The 16,962-nt window shown below is 68.9% G+C and carries 13 protein-coding genes; 8 read left to right on the top strand and 5 right to left on the bottom strand.

Annotated elements, in window-relative coordinates; translation table 11 throughout:
* Positions 1-172: 172 nt before the first annotated feature.
* From AB0C20_RS12150 to AB0C20_RS12135, 4 genes are all read left to right on the top strand, one after another.
* On the top strand, positions 173-3,199 hold the full coding sequence (locus AB0C20_RS12150) for a lantibiotic dehydratase (RefSeq protein WP_357567947.1): 3,027 nt from the start codon (positions 173-175) through the stop codon (positions 3,197-3,199).
* The gene (locus tag AB0C20_RS12145; RefSeq protein WP_357567945.1) at positions 3,199-4,461 is read left to right on the top strand and encodes a lanthionine synthetase C family protein; all 1,263 of its coding nucleotides are present in this window, start codon (positions 3,199-3,201) and stop codon (positions 4,459-4,461) included. Before AB0C20_RS12150 ends, AB0C20_RS12145 begins: the two co-directional genes overlap by 1 nt.
* A gap of 14 nt (positions 4,462-4,475) precedes the next feature.
* Positions 4,476-6,560: a methyltransferase, FxLD system gene (gene fxlM, locus AB0C20_RS12140; protein ID WP_357567944.1), complete on the top strand. Its 2,085-nt coding sequence runs from the start codon at positions 4,476-4,478 to the stop codon at positions 6,558-6,560.
* Positions 6,561-6,692: 132 nt separating this feature from the next.
* Positions 6,693-7,817, top strand: a complete 1,125-nt coding sequence (locus AB0C20_RS12135; protein WP_357567943.1) for a hypothetical protein — start codon at positions 6,693-6,695, stop codon at positions 7,815-7,817.
* A 325-nt stretch (positions 7,818-8,142) separates the two neighbouring features.
* Here the strand turns inward: AB0C20_RS12135 and AB0C20_RS12130 are convergent, their stop codons facing one another.
* Both AB0C20_RS12130 and AB0C20_RS12125 read right to left on the bottom strand, forming a co-directional pair.
* Positions 8,143-8,808 (bottom strand): 2'-5' RNA ligase family protein, encoded by a 666-nt coding sequence (locus AB0C20_RS12130; protein WP_357567942.1) that lies wholly within the window; start codon positions 8,806-8,808, stop codon positions 8,143-8,145.
* Positions 8,805-10,157 carry a helix-turn-helix transcriptional regulator gene (locus tag AB0C20_RS12125; protein ID WP_357567940.1) on the bottom strand — a complete coding sequence of 451 codons (1,353 nt, stop codon included), beginning with the start codon at positions 10,155-10,157 and terminating at the stop codon, positions 8,805-8,807. The genes AB0C20_RS12130 and AB0C20_RS12125 overlap by 4 nt, the downstream gene beginning before the upstream one ends.
* Positions 10,158-10,808: 651 nt before the next feature.
* On the opposite strand from AB0C20_RS12125, the gene AB0C20_RS12120 reads away from it, so the two are divergent.
* Positions 10,809-11,762: a DUF5954 family protein gene (locus tag AB0C20_RS12120; protein WP_357567939.1), complete on the top strand. Its 954-nt coding sequence runs from the start codon at positions 10,809-10,811 to the stop codon at positions 11,760-11,762.
* Between the two features lie 169 nt (positions 11,763-11,931).
* Positions 11,932-12,468: an AAA family ATPase gene (locus AB0C20_RS12115; RefSeq protein WP_357567948.1), complete on the top strand. Its 537-nt coding sequence runs from the start codon at positions 11,932-11,934 to the stop codon at positions 12,466-12,468.
* Here the strand turns inward: AB0C20_RS12115 and AB0C20_RS12110 are convergent, their stop codons facing one another.
* Positions 12,469-13,314, bottom strand: a complete 846-nt coding sequence (locus tag AB0C20_RS12110; RefSeq protein ID WP_357567937.1) for a sugar phosphate nucleotidyltransferase — start codon at positions 13,312-13,314, stop codon at positions 12,469-12,471.
* A 231-nt stretch (positions 13,315-13,545) separates the two neighbouring features.
* Between AB0C20_RS12110 and AB0C20_RS12105 the strand changes: the two genes are divergently transcribed.
* The gene (locus AB0C20_RS12105; protein ID WP_357567936.1) at positions 13,546-14,583 is read left to right on the top strand and encodes a methyltransferase domain-containing protein; all 1,038 of its coding nucleotides are present in this window, start codon (positions 13,546-13,548) and stop codon (positions 14,581-14,583) included.
* A gap of 155 nt (positions 14,584-14,738) precedes the next feature.
* On the opposite strand, the gene AB0C20_RS12100 is transcribed toward AB0C20_RS12105, so the two are convergent.
* Together AB0C20_RS12100 and AB0C20_RS12095 are read right to left on the bottom strand one after the other, a co-directional pair.
* Entirely contained in the window at positions 14,739-15,290 is a 552-nt protein-coding gene (locus AB0C20_RS12100; RefSeq protein WP_357567934.1) for an NUDIX domain-containing protein, read from the bottom strand.
* Positions 15,291-15,387: 97 nt separating this feature from the next.
* Positions 15,388-16,251, bottom strand: a complete 864-nt coding sequence (locus tag AB0C20_RS12095) for a helix-turn-helix transcriptional regulator (RefSeq protein ID WP_357567933.1) — start codon at positions 16,249-16,251, stop codon at positions 15,388-15,390.
* Between the two features lie 226 nt (positions 16,252-16,477).
* On the opposite strand from AB0C20_RS12095, the gene AB0C20_RS12090 reads away from it, so the two are divergent.
* The gene (locus AB0C20_RS12090) at positions 16,478-16,960 is read left to right on the top strand and encodes an NUDIX hydrolase (RefSeq protein ID WP_357567932.1); all 483 of its coding nucleotides are present in this window, start codon (positions 16,478-16,480) and stop codon (positions 16,958-16,960) included.
* Positions 16,961-16,962: the final 2 nt, after the last annotated feature.

The following is a 16,962-nucleotide window of genomic DNA, read 5'->3' as shown; positions in this document are numbered from 1 at the left end:
CCGGGTCCGTGAGCCGGGCGATCCCGCTGGTGGGCCCGCCGAGCGGCCCTGCGACTCGTGCATCGCCTTCCTGGTGCGGGCGAACGTCCTGCCGGCTGCCGGAACCAGCACCCCCACATCCAGCCATGTCCCCGGAGGGGCACCGCACCGCGTGACGGAAGGAGGACTATTCATGTTTCGGTCGGTCGATGCCGCGATGATCCGCATTGCCGCTCACTCATGGCCCGACGGCCCAGCACCTTGGCCGGAGCGGAGCGACGCCTTCGGCATCGGGGACTGGTTGCAAGCGACGTGGCGGAACGTCGGCCTGACCGAGGCTGTCTGGGCCGCCAGCCCTGAGTTCGCTGCTCGCGTAGAAGCGGTGCTCGCCACAGGCGGCGCTGCTCCGGACCGAGGGTGGCGGATGGCGCTGGCGCTGGCGCGGTACCTGGTCCGTGCGCAGCGGCGTGCGACGCCCTTCGGGTTGTTCTCGGGGGTAGCGACCCTGCGGTTCGACACGGTGGCTGCGGTGGTGCCGGCAGGGCAGCCGGCGATCCGGGTACGGCCGGACGCGAATTGGCTCGCGTCCCTGATCGCGCGCCTTGAAGCTGAGCCCGACGTGCGCCGCCGTCTACCAGTGCAGGCGAACAACCTGGCGCTCGTGAACGGGCCTCGGATCGTCGTGGCGCGCCGGCCGCACGCCTCTGCAAGTGCGGAGTCGACCTCGGTGAGGAACACCGAAGCGGTACGGCTGGCGGTGTCGCTCGCCCGTTCCCCAATGCCGTGGGCTGAGCTGGTCGACACGGTCGCTGCTGCGTTTTCAAGCTTCCCACGCGGGTCCGCTGATGCGATGGTTGCCGGCCTGGTGGACCACGGCGTGTTGATCACCGCTCTCCGACCACCATCGACGTGCACAGACCTGATCAAGCATGTCCTGGACACCCTCGATGCGATGTTCGAGGGCGATCCTGAGGGACAGCGAACCCTTCGGGCCGAGCTGCGCTCGCTGCATGGTCGTCTCGGTGGCACCAGCGCAGGGAGCACGACGTACCTCCGTGGGCTCGCCGACCGCATGCGCAACGTGGCACCGGCCACCCAGCCGCTCGCTGTGGACCTTCAGCTCGCGGATCAGGTCGCCCTGCCAGAGCAGGTCGCCGCCGAGATCACCGCATCGGTGGAGGTACTACGACGGCTGACGCCAGATCCGGCGGGGCGGCCCGAGTGGCGTGCGTACCGTGCCCGGTTCGTCGACCGCTACGGGATGACGGCGGTGGTGCCGCTGGATCGGCTGGTAGATCCACTCGTCGGGTTGGGCTTCCCCGAACACTTCGCCACTGTGGCCGGCGCGCCTGCGGCTCTGCTCTCCGGCCGTGACGAGCGCCTCCTCGCGACGGCTCAGCAGGCGGTAATCGACGGTGCTCGTGAGGTGGTTCTCGATGACACGGCCGTCGAATGGCTTGCCGGCACTGGCCATGTCACCGGGCCTGTCAGCCCTCACGTCGACGTCTCGGCAGAGGTCCGCGCGGTCTCGCTGGAGACGCTGACACAGGGAGGGTTCACTGTCGCGCTGACCGGAATGGGCCGCTCGGCGATGGCAACGAGCGGGCGCTTCCTCGACGGGCTGCCCTACGCCGATCGGGAGTCGATGTGCAGGGAGTTCGCCCGCCTTCCGGTCGCGGTGGCCGGCGCCATGCCGGCGCAACTGAGCTTCCCGCCGCGCAAGCTACACAGCCAGAACGTGCTCAACTCCCGGCAGGTACTCCCGTGGCTGATCAGCCTCGCCGAGCACCGGCCCGTGGCCGAGAACGTGATTGGCCTCGACGACCTCGGTGTGACCGCCGGCCGCGACCGGCTGGTGCTGGTGTCGATGTCACGGCGGCGCGTGGTGGAGCCGACAGTGGCGCACGCCGCCGCCGTACACACGATGCCGCTGCTCGGCCGGTTTCTCCTGGAGCTGCCGCGAGCCACGGATGCCCGGCTGAAACCATTCGACTGGGGTGCGGCGTCCTGCCTGCCGTTTCGACCCGCGCTGAAGTACGGCCGCGTCCTCCTGGTGGCGGCCCGGTGGCGCGTCGATCCGGCCTCCCTGCCCGGTGCGGACGCAAGCGATGACGAATGGTTGACCGCTTGGGAGGCGCTGCGGACAAGGCTGCGCCTGCCGGCATGGGTGCAGGTCGGCAAGGGTGACCAGCGGCTTCGGCTCCACCTCGATCAGTCCATGGATCGTGCCCTGCTGCGTGCCCACCTGGACGCCAGCGCCGGACCGGCAACCGTGGTGGACGCAGCGAGGCCGGAGGATTTCGGTTGGCTCTCCGGCCGCGCCCACGAGATCGTCGTGCCCGTCGCCTCGACGGTTGCGCCCGCTGCCGCGCCGGCTGCGGTTACCGCGCGAGGCGCATGGCCTCCGCCCGTTCCCCCCGAGCCGGTCATACCGGGTGCCAGTGGCCTGCTGTCCGCTTCGGTGGCCGTCGAGCCTTCGACGATAGAGCTGGTCTTGATGCATGGGCTGCCAGCGCTGTTCGCCGACTGGCCCGAGCCGCCGCTGTGGTGGTTCGTGCGCCTGCAACGCCCCGCTCCGCAGCTTCGACTGCGGGTGCACACCGATGACTACGGCGACGCGGCGGTGCGGGTCGGGCGGTGGGTCGCCGGGCTCCGACAGCAGCGTTTTGCCGGCGATTGGAGCCTGGACACCTACCATCCCGAGTTCGGTCGCTACGGCTGCGACACCGCGCTGGCAGCAGCCGAGAGGTTGTTCGCCACCGACTCCTCCGCAGCCCTGGCGCAGCTGGTAGCGCTGCCCGAGTCTGGGATCGATCGGCGGGCACTGACCGCCCTGAGCATGGTCGACCTGGCCGCCTCGATGCTCGGCAGCCGCACCGACGGATGTGAGTGGCTGGTGGCGCGCCCCGAGCAGACCGGGCAGGCACCGGTCCAGCGGGACGTGCTGCGTCAAGCGGTCACCCTCGACCCGAGCGAACTTCCCGAGCCCATCCAGCATGCATGGCAGGAACGCTCCGAGGCTGCGAACCGGTACGCAGCCGAACTGTCCGCCGTCGCCGGTCCGGTCACCCCCGCCTCGGTGCTCGCGTCGCTGATGCACCTGCATGTCGTTCGCGCTCTCGGTCCCGACGAAGACGCCGAGCAGCTCACGTATCGGCTGGCCCGCCATGTCGCGCTGGCGGCCGTGCGCCGCCGAGTTCGCGTCGTAGGAGCGTCCTGATGACCGGAGCACCGCTGAGGACACCGTTGCTCCGGGCGGCTGAGGCGATGGCCGAGTGCATCACCACCACCCTGACCGTGCCGCCGCCCCCGGATTTCGCAGCGGACGACTACGGGCCACGCAGTACCCGCTGGTACGCCCAGTCGCTGTCCCGGGGTGCCGCCGGGGTGGCACTCCTGCACGGGGTGCAAGCGCAGACAGGACACGGCGGGTGGGAACCAGTCCATGCCTGGCTGCGGCGCGCGACCGCCGACACGCTGAACAGCGGCAGCGGAGCCGGACTCTGGTTCGGCGCACCCGCTGTCACCCACGCGCTGACCATGGCCATGCCGCACTCCCACCCAGCAGCCCTGGACGCGCTTGACCATGCCTTCGATGACCTGGTGGAACGCCGTCTGGCCGCTGCCACGGCACGCCTCGGGGCGCGTGCCCGGCCCTCGCTGTCGGAGTTCGACCTCGTACGTGGGCTGACCGGCCTGGGAGCCCACCTGCTGCGCCGCGCCCCGGACGGACCTCTGCTCCGGCGGGTGCTGGCGCACCTGGTCCGACTCACCGAGCCGGTGCACACCGACGACGCTGCGGGCCGGTTAGCGCCGGGTTGGTGGAGCGCAGACCCCGCCGACCGCGAAGGTTCGGAGCAGGGCGGGCATGCCAACGTCGGCATGGCGCACGGCATCGCCGGCCCTTTGGCCCTCCTGGCCCTGGCGATGCGGCAGGACATTCGGGTGCCGGGGCATGCGGAGGCGATTCGCCGGATCTGCACGTGGCTCGACTGCTGGCAGCAGACGAGCCCTGCGGGACCGTGGTGGCCGGAGAAGATCACCGTCGCGGAGTTGCGCGCCGGGAAGCCCTCCATGGGCGGACCGGCGCGGCCGTCCTGGTGCTACGGCACCCCTGGAGTCGCCCGCGCCCAGCAGCTAGCGGGGATCGCTCTCGACGACGCCGCCCGGCAAGAGGCGGCAGAAGAGGCGCTGACCCGCTGCCTGGCCGACCCCCTCCAACTCAGCCGGATCGTCGATCCGTCGCTGTGTCACGGCTGGGCGGGGGTTGCCGCTACGGCCTGGTACGCCGCCGACGACGCCCGCACCACCAGCCTGCAAACGCACCTGCCCCACATCGTGCGCCTGCTGATCCAGCACGCCACGGACACCACCCCGGCCCGATCCGGCTTGATCACAGGCCCCGCCGGAATCGCCCTCACCCTGCACACCGTCGCGAACGGCACCGACGTCCGCTGGGCCACCAGCCTGCTGATCAACTAGACGAGGAGAGCGTCGTGGATCTCGATTCCGAACCCGACACCGAGCCACCAGGCGTGGCGCCGGTGAGCCGATGGCGCCAGATCTACCTGACCTTCTCGGACTGGCAGACCGCTGAAGATTTCGCCGCAACGCGGCTCGCCCCTGAGCTCACCGCTGCGGAAGACCACCGCGCGATCGTCGCCTTCTGGTTCATCCGTAAGAGCGAGACGTGGCGGCTGCGGCTCCTGCCCGGCGACCGGCTCGCCCAGGTCTACGCCCTCCTCGCCACCATCACCGACGACGACAGCATCCGCGGTGTCACCGAGCCCGTCTACCGGCCTGAGGCGTACGCCTTCGGCGGGGACCAGGCAATGACGATCGCCCACACGCTCTTCCACGCGGACAGCCGCTACATCCTCGGCCATCTCGCCGCCGCCGGCGGCACCCATCGGCGTGAAATCGGCGTCCTGCTCGCCACTCGCCTCATGCGCGCCACCGGACTGGAGTTCTCCGAGCAGGGCGACGTCTGGTGGCTCCTCGCCTCGCGCCGGCACCAGCCGAACGCCCCCGCGCCGAGCCCCCGGCTCATCGCGGCCGTGCAACGCCTGATCACCGCAGCCGACGACACGGCCGAAAGCCCTCTGGCCATTGCTCCGCGATGGCCGCAAGCCCACGAGCAGGCGGGCGGGGAACTCGGCTTTCTCGACCGACACGGCGCGCTGACCCGCGACCTACGCGAGGTGCTGACCCACCACCTTTTGTTCCTGTTCAACCGGCTTGGCATCTCCGCCGCTGACACCTGGCTGCTCGCGATGGCGGCCGTGACGGTCACCTTCCACGACCCGTTCGACACCCCATCCGGCTATCAACCCGCCGCCAAGATCGGAAGTAGGGTCAACGCAGTGAACACTTCCCCCACCGCACCGGGAACGTTAAGCGCCGCGACGCTGCGCGAGCAACTCGTCAGCACGCTCGAACAGCGAGGCCATATCCGCTCCGCCGCCGTCGCGCACGCATTCCGTACGGTGCCCCGCGAGCAGTTCCTCCCCGGCGTCGACCTGGAAACCGTCTACACCCGCCGTCAGATCGTTACCAAACGGGACCCCAGCGGTGCCGCCTTGTCGTCAGCGTCGAGCCCCAGCCTCGTCGCGGACATGCTCGAACAACTCGCCCCACAACCCGGCCACCGCGTCCTGGAGATCGGCGCGGCCACCGGCATCAACGCCGCCCTGCTCGCCGAGCTGACCAGCCCCGGCGGCACGGTCGTCACCATCGAACTCGACCAGGACCTCGCCGACGGCGCCCGCGCCGGACTCGACCGCGCCGGCTACGACACCGTCGCAGTGGTCTGCGGTGACGGAGCCCTCGGTGACCCCGAGCACGCGCCCTACGACCGGATCATCGTCACCGCCGGAGCCTGGGACATTGCCGCCGCCTGGTGGGAACAACTCGCCGACCACGGCTGCATCGTCGTGCCCCTGCGCGTGCACGAGAGCGGCCTGACCCGATGCTTCGCCTTCGACCGCACCGGCCCCCACCAGTTGGTCAGCACCACGACGCCGCTGGTCTGCGGATTCGTTCCCATGCGCGGCAGCGCCGAACACACCGACCACCACGTACGCCTCGGCGCTGACGTGGTCCTCAAACTCGACGCCACCGACCAGCCCGACCGCGCCGCGCTCGCAAAGGCTCTGAGCCACCCCCGGCTCGAACGCTGGACCGGCATCCAAGTCAGCGACGCCGACCCGATCGGCCACCTCGACCTGTGGCTCCTCGTCCACGCCAACAGGCCGTTCGCCCGCCTCGGCGTCGGTGATACCGCCCGCACCAGCGGACTGGTCACCCCCGCCTACCGGTGGGCCGGTGCCGCCATCTACCACGGCGGCACCATTGCCTACCTCGCCTTCCAAGACGCGGGCAACGGTCACCACGAACTCGGCGCGATCGCCCACGGCCCGGACGCCACCACGCTCGCCGCTGAGCTGACCAACCTGCTCGACCAATGGGACGAGGCGAACCGCCCCAGCCAGCCCACCGTCACCGCGCAACGCGCAGGCACCCGGCCCGCCGGCCATGGCGACATCAGCCGAGCCGACACCATCCTCACGATCTCCTTCTGACCGCATCCACCCCGGGGCGGTGCTCTGTCCCGCCCCGGGGTGTCCCACGGACGAGCGCAGCTGAGCCGTCGCGTACGACCTGAACGCACCTCGTTGCCCACATGCGGCCCTTCCGCAGCGGATGAGGACACCATGACTCCGTCTCGTGCCGCCACCATCGCGGCCCGCTTCCCTCTCGTCGCCCGCAAACGACCGCCCGCCAAACCACTGGACGCTCGGGTAGACCGGCTCGTCAGGCTCGCCGAGACGGCACACCGCGAAAGCGACCCGGACAAGGCGTCCACGGTGTTCAACGGGGCGGCCCTCGTCGCCTCCGACTGCGGAGACCCCAATCTTGCCCGCGCCTGGTGCCGCCGCCACGCCAGCCTCTACCTCAGCCGAGCCCCGCTGAACGGCTACAGGGCCCGCTTCGCTCTCGAACCAGTCGTCAACCTCGCTCGCCTGCGCATTCGTGACGGCGACGGCGACGGCGCGTACCGCCTACTCACCCACCTGTACGGGGCCATCGTCGGCGGCACTCCCGCTCTTCTGGACGGCCTGGAGATACATCCTCGACAACTTCCCGCCGATCCCGAAGAACTGAGTCAGATCATCAGTTGGCTGCGCGGCACGCTACTCTCCGACGGAACCCGTGCCCTCACCCTCGCCGGACGGTGGGACGACGCCGTGACCCATGTACGCAGATGCGACGGGATCGGACCGACCCTCCTCGATGGACGACAGGCCGCGATCGTCGCTCATCTCCTTCAAGACGAAGGGCCGTCAGCAGCGGCTCTCCTCGCGACCACCGAGATCGAGGCGCCGTGGGAGCAAGCGGTGCATGGGCTCCTCAAGACCTGGCAGGAGTTGGCCCTGGGGACGGTCGCCGTCGACCACGCTGACCTTATCGATCGAGTGTCAGCCGTACCGCGAACCCCCGGGCTCGCAGTGTTCCGCGTCCGCCTCGGACTGACGGCCCTGGAGCTCTCGGCGGGCATGCCAATTGAGGTTGTAGACAACCTGACCAAACAACTGGTAGCAGATGCGATCCACGACGAGGACGCCAACGCGGCACGCGACCTCATCAATCACCCGGCTGTCGTGGTTGAACACCAAGAGGCGTTACGCCCGTTGATGAAGGCGAGCGGGTTAGACCAGGGCTACCTGCCAGCTACGGCGAATGATCCGCTTTCCGTGGCGCTCGATCTGGCCGGAGCCGTAATCGCTATGCAACGTGATCGAGGTCGGGGAGCAGGATTACATGCACGGACGCAGTGATCTGACTCCACCGGGTCGTCGCCCTCCAGTCGTAGCTCATTGACCCGAAGAGCCCTCAGCAGCCCAACTACCCGGAGGTAGTCCGCCAACAGATTCACAAAAGGGGCGCTACTGACGCCTGCGGCATCATCCCCTGTGGCCGGTTACTGGCCGAGCGTGGCGACGGCGAAGTCCATGGGACGGTGGTGGGGGCGGTGCCGGAGCCTGGTCAGACGGGGGTGAGCTGCCGCGCCCGAGACACCGACAACTCCTCAGGGGTGCCTACAAGATGTATTGGCCTCACCGCCGAGCCGTAGGTTCGTTGAAAGGGAGCATGGTCAGTGCGTCACCCGTCAAGGGGTGCGCTCGCCACCGTTGTCCACCGGTAACTGCGGTGTTCTCGGCGCAGCGCGATCAGCGTTGCCTGTCGGATGATCACCTCAGCGGGTGGCTGGTGGCGGAAGGCGTTGAGCCGGTCGCGGATTGGTGCGGTCGGCGCTTGAGAGCCGCTGTAGGCGATCGTCACGTGTGGCCGGAATCCTTCTGCGGCCTCCGGCACGGTCTGCCATACCGCGCCGATGGCATCGCGGATGGTGGCGCGGAGGTGTTCGACGCGGTCCCAGGGACGGACGAGCATGCCGATTCCTTCGGCGTCGGGGTCGACCGGGCCAAGTGACAGTTCCAGCGGCGGCAGGCCGGCGCAGCGTCGCCGGGTTTCGGCGACGACTGCTTCGATGTCGCTGTTGGTGACCTCGTCGGTGAAGCCGAGACCTTGCATGGTCAGGTGGAGCCCGTCGAGCGGCACCAAGTCCAGCCCGGGCAGAGCGAGCTGGCGTTGCACGTCGCTGACGAGGTGATGGAGTTCAGCCTGGTGGTCGAAGGTGAGGTGCCAGGTGTAGAACTGGCGGTCGGCCCGCCAGCCTGGGCGCCAGTACCAGTGGTTGGCGAGTTCGGGCAGGTCCTGGTAGGCGGTCCAGCGCTGCTGCAGGCTGGCCAGTTCCCGGCTGCTCATGACAGCGATGGTAGAGCGGCCTGCCCGGTGGCAGCGACCTGTGCGCGGTCGGCGAGTAGGTCGGCGACGTGCCGTAGCTGCGGGTGCCGGGCAAAGGGATGGGCGGTGGCGAGGAACTGACGGGCGCGTTGGTGGACCGATTCGAAGCGCTGGTCCGCGGTGAGGGTGAGCGCCTCCACCGCCAGTGCGCCTGCTTCCTCGGGGTCGGGGTTGTCGGCGTGCAGGTGCGCGGTGGCCAGGTCGAGGCGGCAGAGTGCACGCGGGCCGGCCAACCCTGCGGTGTCGAACGCGGTGATCGCGGTGGTGAGGTGATCGGTGACGCCCGCGGTACGGCCCAGCGCCAGGTAGGCGGTCGCCGCGTTGGCCGCGGTCCTGGCCGGGCAGTACGGGTCGAGGGCGAGGCTAGCGCTGACCGATGAGCTGGCCGGGTAGTCGGACAGCATGGTGAACGCGTGGTCGACGGCGCGGTCGACGCCGTACCGGTCGCCGAGACGGGCGAGGGCACGTGCCTGACCGTTGATCGTGAGGCGGATGCGGTGCCCGCTGGCGCCGCCACGGCGTAGGCCGTCCTGGGCGTAGGCCAGCGCGTCATGGTAGTCGCCGGCGTAGAAGGCGATCAGGCTTTGCGTGGCTCGTGCCCAGGCTTGCGCGTCGGACTGCTCGGCAGCCTCGGCGAGGTCGAACGCTTCAGCAGCGTAGGCGTGCGCCGCACCGAATGCACCGAGGTCGAGGGCAAGTGCGCCGAGCAGTCCGGACAGGTGAGCGGCGACGGCGTAGAGCCGGGCGCGTTGCGGTGGGTGCTGCCGGCCCGCCATGAGCTGGTCGACGTAGGAGCGCAGCGGTCGCAGACGCGCTATAAGGATCACCGGGGTAACGCGCTCGTTGTCGGCGATCGCCTGCTGGACCTCGGCTTCCAGGTAGGCGAGACGGGCGTTGTCGTCGAGGGAGGATTTCAGCGCCAGACGGCGGGCGTTGATGCTGTCCTCGGGCTCCCAGGGGACAGCACCGCCGTTCACTCCAGGGAACTCGTGGCCAACATCGGGCGCCACGGGCACTGACGTGCTCCTGACCGTCTGGATTGCCGCTGAGCGTCGTCGTTGACGGTCCAGCTCAGCGATGCGGTCATACTCAGTCACGAGCACGCCACCGGTCTCCAGCGCCGTGTCGCAGTGCGCCCAGAAAGCACGGTCCGGGTGCTGGTGTCCAGTCTCGGTGCTCGCCACGGAACTGCGGCCGTACTGCACGAGTCGCGCCAGGTCGTGCTGGGTGAGATTGCCAGCCCCGCGCAATTCAGCGAGCCGACGGCCGAGCGCGCGGCGGGCAGTCTTGATCTCGTCGCTGTCAGCCATCGTTGCTACCTCCGGTCGACTGACATGTGGACATGATCCGTGGCGACGACAGGCGCCGCCTGTGACAATCTCGCGGGCCGCCGAAGCATCCGAGCATCTAGGCAAGTACTGGTGCGCCGATGGTCGCTGCGGGATCGGGCGAAATCGTCGGCTCATTATCGAGAGGGGCAGCAGTCCGTGGCAGGACCACAATGTCGAAGTTCTGTCGGAGTTTGACGTCGGCATTTGCCGACAATGTCGACGCAGGGTGCTGCGGGCGTTTCGACCGGCCGCCGTATAACCCTCCCGGCATACCGTCCGAGCGCCGCGACGGTGCCGCCCGCCTGCCTCGTGAGCAGCTGAAAGCCGGAGAAGCACAAAATCGGAACGCAGAGTGATCCACTCGCCGCCGTGTCAGCTACCTCGGATCGATTCGAAAGATTCTGAGGCGCCCTCGTGGATCGGCTCACCGCGGACCGCATGATCGCCTACCCCGTCGTGGCTGCGGCGTTCGGGTGCCACGGCACGTGTTCCTGCCGGCTCGCACCACGAACCGAGCGGACGCCGAAGAACTCCGCAAGCCCTAACGGATGCGAGCGGTGCCGATGATCCCACTGCGGTGATGGCGCGCCCTCGTGACACAGGCCATCGAGCCGTCACACAATCCGTGGCATGAGTGCCGACGAAGTGCAGCCGCCGGTAGTCCTTCGGGTGCAGCAGCCCACCGACCCAGTCGGCGCGGTCACCGAGGACGACGCGGCACGGCGAAGCGCGGCCTACCCGAAGATCCGCATCGGCGCCCCGCTGTTCGGCCACGCCGTGCAGGCAGAGGGCGGGCGGTGGCAGGTATACGCCGTGGTGTCGGACACGCCGCAAGCCGCGCGGGACGACCTGGCGCACCACCTCATGGAGCAGCTCGACGAGACCACTGACCCCCCGTTGGCTGCGGAGTTGACCACCGTGCTCGGCGTCCTGGACCGGGAGAAGGTGAACGAGGTGGTGATCGCCGGGCGCATGCACCGCGTCGTGCGGGTGGACACGTTCGCGCGGTTCGGCCCGGACGGGCCCGAACCGCCCCGACCCACCGACCGCGACCCCCGCGACGCCGATGAGAAAGACAGCTTCCTCGCCCCAGAGATCGTCATCGACCCGGACGCGGCGACCGGCCTGGGTGAGGCGATGCTGCGGGTGGAGCTGACGACCGCGCACTACCCCCGCGCCCAGGTCTCCGCCGACGCATACGCCGACAGCGTCGCCGCCGTCGCCTCCCACCCAGTCGGGGTCATCCTGCCGACCCGCTACGCCGCCGCCGAATCCGTTGGCGGGTCGTGGCGGCCCTACAGTCGCGCGGTGGCCACACCGCAGCTGGCCCGCGACGAGATTGCCTTCGGCCTGCGCCACATCGAGCCGCGCCTACTGAGGCTGACCGACGACCAGGCCGTCGCCTACCAACAAACCGCCGACACCCTCGATACCAATCCCGTCGACGACGTCACCGCGCTCGGGCGCCACTTCCGGGTCACCCGCATCGAGACTCTGTTGCGCATGGGCGCCAGCGGCCCGGAAATGCCCCGACCATCGGACCCCGACCCAGACCAGCCACCGGGTGCGGACCGCCAGCGCTAGGACGAGCAACGGCAACACCATCGGGCCTGGACAAACACCCAACCGGCCGCCACCCGCAGCCCAGGCTGCCGAGCGCCTCACGGAGACTGTTCGGCGGCCGGACAGCGGGGTGATCTTCATTGGGCTTTTGAGTCGTGCACCATCGGCGCGTGAGGAGCGGTACTTGCGGGTGATCTGGATCAACGGTGCGTTCGGCGCGGGGAAGACGACTCTGTCGGAGAAGTTGACTGCGAAGGATCCTCGGCTATTGATGTTCGATGCGGAGTTGCCGGGGTTCATGGTCCGCGAGATAGTTCCGCTGCCCGCGAGCGGCGATTTCCAGGATCTGCGCGTGTGGCGTCGTAGCGTGGCGGACACCGCGATAGCACTACTGGAGGAATACGGACGCACGCTCGTGGTACCGATGACCGTGGTGGTGCCGTCGTATCTTGAGGAAATTTTCGACCGGCTGCGCGCCCACAACGTGGGCATCGACCATTTCTTCATCGACGTGCCCTTCCGCGTCCTACAGGCTCGAATCGAGGCGCAGTCGATCTGGCCGGATGACCCGGCCCGTGATGCGCAGGTGCGTACGTGGCGGCTGGAGCAGGTGACCCGCTGCGCTGCCGCTGTCGGCTTGTTGCCGGCTGACACGATGGTGCTAGATGGTGAGCTGCCGGTAGCGGAGTTGGCATCGCAGGTGTTGGCGCGGTCGGCTGAATCGTGATCAGGCGCGCGGCCCAGAGACCACGATCGTTTGGGCTGCGGCGTTGTTGGCCGCCAACCAGCCGGCGGGATTGCCGCAGTCGTGGTACTCGCCGGTGACGGGGTGGATCAGCACGTCGTTGTCGCGGGCGAAGGCGATGACGGCGTCGGTGGCCTGATACTCGCCATTCGGGGCCGGGGTCAGCTTCTGAAAGTAGGCCATCGCGTCAGCGGGCAGCAGAGTGCGGCTGATGTTGATGTAGGCGGTCGGCTCGCCGTAGTCGTCCGGCTTCTCCAGCAGCTGATCGAGTAGCTGGTGACCCTCGAATGCTCGCGGAGCCAAAATGCCGTACCGCTGGGCCTCGGCGCCGGGCACCGTGGCGGCGGCGAGCGCGGCCGGCACTGCGGCGGCGGCCCGGGCAGCGGCGAGATCGGCCAGGTCCGACCCGCCGTCGCTGCGGAGCAGGAGATCGTCGCCGGCGACCAAGAGGAAGTCGTCGCCAGCGATGAAGTCAGCGGCGACGATCGCGGGCAGCGCCGTGCCGTACCGGCCGTCGCGAGGTTGTTCGATGAACGTGAAGTCGGCTTGGCTGTGCAGGTCGGCGAGGGGCGTGTATTTGTCCTGCCAGCCGCGCGCGGTGAAGTAGTCCTTCAGGTCGTGGTCTTCGGTGAAGTAATGACGCACCTGGCGGCCGATTTCGCCGGGAGCGGTGACGATCGCGATCTCGTGGGCGCCCGCGGCGACGCAGTCAGCGACTGCGTAGGCGACGACTGGTTGGTTGAGGATCGGCAGCATGCATTTGTTGATGGTTTTGCCGATTGGGAAGAAGCGGCTGCCCATGCCGGCGACAGCGATGACGGCCCTCACGTGCTTACCCTTTCGGTTGGGTTGCACCGGCCGTCAAGCGTGGCGACAGTGAGCCGGGCGGATCTGTGCAGTTTACGCATAGCACTGTCCGATCCGGGGCACATGAGGAAGGCGCACTGCTTGATATCGCACAACAAGCACGCCGCACATTTCCCTGGCCAAGCGGATGTCCGCAGGCGGATCGGCCGTGCGTGACATGGGCAGGCCATCTCGCGTCACGAAGGGAGCCCTGTGACCGCCGTCGATCCGGTGTTCGACTGTGTGCCGGAGCGCTACTACACCCATAATGAGCACCGAGGCGAAACCCTGCACCGGTCCGCCGCAGAAGCTATCCAACGCGACGTGATCGCCCTCGACGTCAACGAAGGCGCCCGCGTGCTGGAGATCGGCACTGGCACGGGATACTCCGGCGCGTTGCTCGCCGCGCGAGCCGGGACCACCGGCCGCGTGACCAGCATCGACATCAGCGACCACCTAGCCGGCTGGGCAGACCGGCTACACCACCATCGCGGCGTCACCACGATCACCTGCCACGTCGCCGACGGGATGTCCGGCTACTCACCGCACGCTCCGTACCAGCGGATCGTGGCGTGGTGCGCGCCCCCACGGCTCCCCCGGGCGTGGGTGGATCAACTCACCCCGGACGGGCGGATCGTGGCCTGTCTGCCCATCGCCGCGCAGCCATCCACCACCCTGATCGCCACCATCACCCTGTCCGCGGGACAACCGCGTGTCGAGACGGTCACCTTCGGCGGCTACGCCCAGAGCACCGCCACCGCCGTTGACGACGCCCTGACCATTCCGGGACGCTGGGTGGACCACCACATCGACCAGCCCGAGCCGGCATGGATATCCGTCGGCTGGCGCGACCACGACGATCCGCAACACACCGGCGCCCGCACAGCCCTCAACCTGCTCCTCAACCCCGGCCATACCGAGACCTATGTGCGCGCACCCCTGGACTGGCTGTCATGGACGGCCTACTCCCTCATCGCTGGCGGAGCACGACGGACCGTCGCCGCCCTGGGCAGTGGAATGCGCGGCATCGGGCACACCACCGTGACCACCGCCGCCGTCATCCTGACCGACGGCACCATCCTCGCCGACGCCGCGAACTCACCGTCCCTGACCGCGCTGCGGACCTGGCTAAGCCAATGGGAGCAGGCGGGACGCCCGGAGGCCGCGTGGTTCGACACGAACCTTGTGCCCAACGACGGGGATGACCTGTCTGGATGGGACCTACGAATCGCCTGCGGCACCAGCGGATGACGCCCGCGTGGCCCCGATGGCCCGCCATGACTCCGCCCACGATGACGCTACGCGCAGAGTCGTGCCGGGCGCGAAGGCAGACCGGTAGGGGTTCGGGTGCGTCAGCCCACCGGCGGGTTCGGCTGGAGCAAACTTCGCCCGGCCTGGTCAACCTGTCATGCCGGCGCACTCACCGCCCGCGCGATGCGATGGCCGACAAGTCGCTCGGCCTCGGTCAGCGGGTACCACGCGGCATCTCGCACCTCCGATTCCTGGATCCGACCTACATCGGCAAACGCTGTCGCGAACGGAAACCCGAAGTCGAGATGGAAGTGTGCAGGTTCCCCTCTGTCGGGCCGGGCCGGGACCTGCCCGTATTCGACATAAGCGGGCACCTGCGAGGTCGGGACAATACCGGCGGGATCAACGCCGGTCTCCTCCACTAGCTCCCGCATCGCCGCGCCGATCAGCGTGGCATCAGTCGGTTCGAGGTGTCCGCCAGGTTGGAGCAGGATCCCGTAGGCGAGGTGATCGACAAGCAGTATTTCAGTGCCTCCGCGCACCAGAAGCGCACCGACAGTCACGTGCATGGGCAGACGAGACCGAGAGGCGACGTTCGCTCCTTCGGACAGAAGCCGCGTCGGCACCGCCAGCGACGCGGCTTCGTGGGGGTAGGACGTGAGGTAGGCAGACAGGGCTGCCAAGACGTCCGAGTTGTCGATCGCCACGACTCGCCTCCGTTGTCGGTAGTAGCCCGAGCACACTTCTTACCGGGTCGCCTGCTCGGACAAGGTGAACTGACCTGTGCGTGTCGGCTGCTTGCTGTCAGAGCGACGGCACCTCCGACGGCGCGGTCGACGTCGTTGCCATCGCCGACGCGGGCGGATGCCGTGGCAGCCCGTTGATGACCACGCGGATACGGTGTGGGCTTTCTCCGACCTGTCTCCGGCCGCCCGCCGCATCTGTGAGGGCCTCCTGTGGATCGCCGGTGTGATTGGCGATCAGGTTTTGAGTGGCGTGGGCCCAGGCCAGTATGTCGGGCTGCTCAGCGGCGACGGCCAGGTCGGACACCTCGGCGGCGTACGCGCGCGCGAGCCGGAAGGCCCGCAGGTCCAGGGCGAGAGTGGCGAGCAGTCCGGACAGGTGGGCGGCGGCCGTGTAGAGCCGAGCCCGTTGCGGTGGGTGTTGGATGGCGGCCATTAGCTCGTCGACGCAGGCCCTCAGCGGACGCAGACGGGCAACCAGCGTGCTCGGCGCGACGCGCTCGGTATCAGTGATCGCCCGCTGGATCTCGAGTTCCAGGCGCGTCAGCCGGGCGTCATCGGCTGTGGCGCCTATCAGGGCCGACCGGCGGGCGCTGATGCATTCCTCTGGCTCCCACAGCACGTCACCACTGGCCGCCGCGGTGTCGGCCGGCGTGGCGTGGGCGCGTTGACGGTGAAGGACCAACTCGATGATGCGGGCGTACTCGGCGGTCAGCGCGCCGCCCGTTCGCAGGATCGTGTCGCAGCGGTTCCAGAACCTCCGGTCGGGGTGCTGCCGACCGGTCTCGATGCTGGCGATGGAGCTGCGGGCGTACCGCACGAGAGGGGCGAGGCCGTGCTGCGTGAGTCCGGCAGCCTTGCGCAGGTGCGCGAGGCGCCGGCCGAGCGCGCGGCGCGCGGCACTGATCTCGTCGCTGTCGCCCATCGGCCACCACCCCCGGGTTGAGCGCTCACGGTGAGCGATCACCGTAATGGCTCGCTGTGACACGTTCCGGCAGGCAGCCGGCGCACCATGCGGCGAGGTAGCACCATCAGATGTCGCCGAACGCGGTCAAGGCGGTGGGTGTTGGAGTTGGTGTCGGGATGTGCCGACATTGTCGGTGCGCGGCGCTGCGGGCGTGTCGACTGCCCGGAGTTCTACGGTGGCCCGCATGCCCTCCGACCCCCAGGAATTCACCGCTGGTCTCCCGCGCAAGCGGATGGCGGCCGGTTTGTTGATCACCGATTCGCAGGATCGGGTTCTGCTGGTGGAGCCGGCGTACCAAACGGATTGGGAGATTCCCGGAGGCAGTGTTGAGGCCGGCGAGTCGCCGTGGCAGGCGGCGGGGCGGGAGTGCCGCGAAGAGCTCGGCGTGAGCCTGACGCCGGGTCGGCTGCTCGTCGTGGACTGGGTGCCGGCCCGTGAGGGCCGCACCGACGGTGTGATGCTCGTCTTCGACGGCGGTGTCCTGGACGCGGTTCAGGCGCAGCGGATCGTCGTGCCGCCCGCCGAGTTGAAGGGTTGGGCGTGGTCTACCCCGCCGCAGGCGCGTCAGCGGTTGCAGCCGTTGCTGGCCCGGCGCGTCAGCGAATGCCTTCAGGCCCGTGCCGACGGGTCGACCCGCTACCTCGAAGACGGCGTGCCCGTCTCCTGATC

Source organism: Micromonospora sp. NPDC048843, assembly GCF_040649965.1.
Taxonomy (GTDB): Bacteria; Actinomycetota; Actinomycetes; order Mycobacteriales; family Micromonosporaceae; genus Micromonospora; species Micromonospora hortensis.
The sequence above is the reverse complement of the archived record's forward strand: the minus strand, read 5'-3'. Positions and strand labels throughout refer to the sequence as shown.

Excerpts from the sequence above, each read along its gene's own strand:
- AB0C20_RS12145 (WP_357567945.1), top strand. The coding sequence starts at position 3,199 with ATGACCGGAGCACCGCTGAGGACACCGTTGCTCCGGGCGGCTGAGGCG.
- AB0C20_RS12135 (WP_357567943.1), top strand. The coding sequence starts at position 6,693 with ATGACTCCGTCTCGTGCCGCCACCATCGCGGCCCGCTTCCCTCTCGTC.
- AB0C20_RS12130 (WP_357567942.1), bottom strand. The coding sequence starts at position 8,808 with ATGAGCAGCCGGGAACTGGCCAGCCTGCAGCAGCGCTGGACCGCCTAC.
- AB0C20_RS12090 (WP_357567932.1), top strand. The coding sequence starts at position 16,478 with ATGCCCTCCGACCCCCAGGAATTCACCGCTGGTCTCCCGCGCAAGCGG.
- AB0C20_RS12095 (WP_357567933.1), bottom strand. The coding sequence starts at position 16,251 with ATGGGCGACAGCGACGAGATCAGTGCCGCGCGCCGCGCGCTCGGCCGG.
- AB0C20_RS12120 (WP_357567939.1), top strand. The coding sequence starts at position 10,809 with ATGAGTGCCGACGAAGTGCAGCCGCCGGTAGTCCTTCGGGTGCAGCAG.
- AB0C20_RS12125 (WP_357567940.1), bottom strand. The coding sequence starts at position 10,157 with ATGGCTGACAGCGACGAGATCAAGACTGCCCGCCGCGCGCTCGGCCGT.
- AB0C20_RS12150 (WP_357567947.1), top strand. The coding sequence starts at position 173 with ATGTTTCGGTCGGTCGATGCCGCGATGATCCGCATTGCCGCTCACTCA.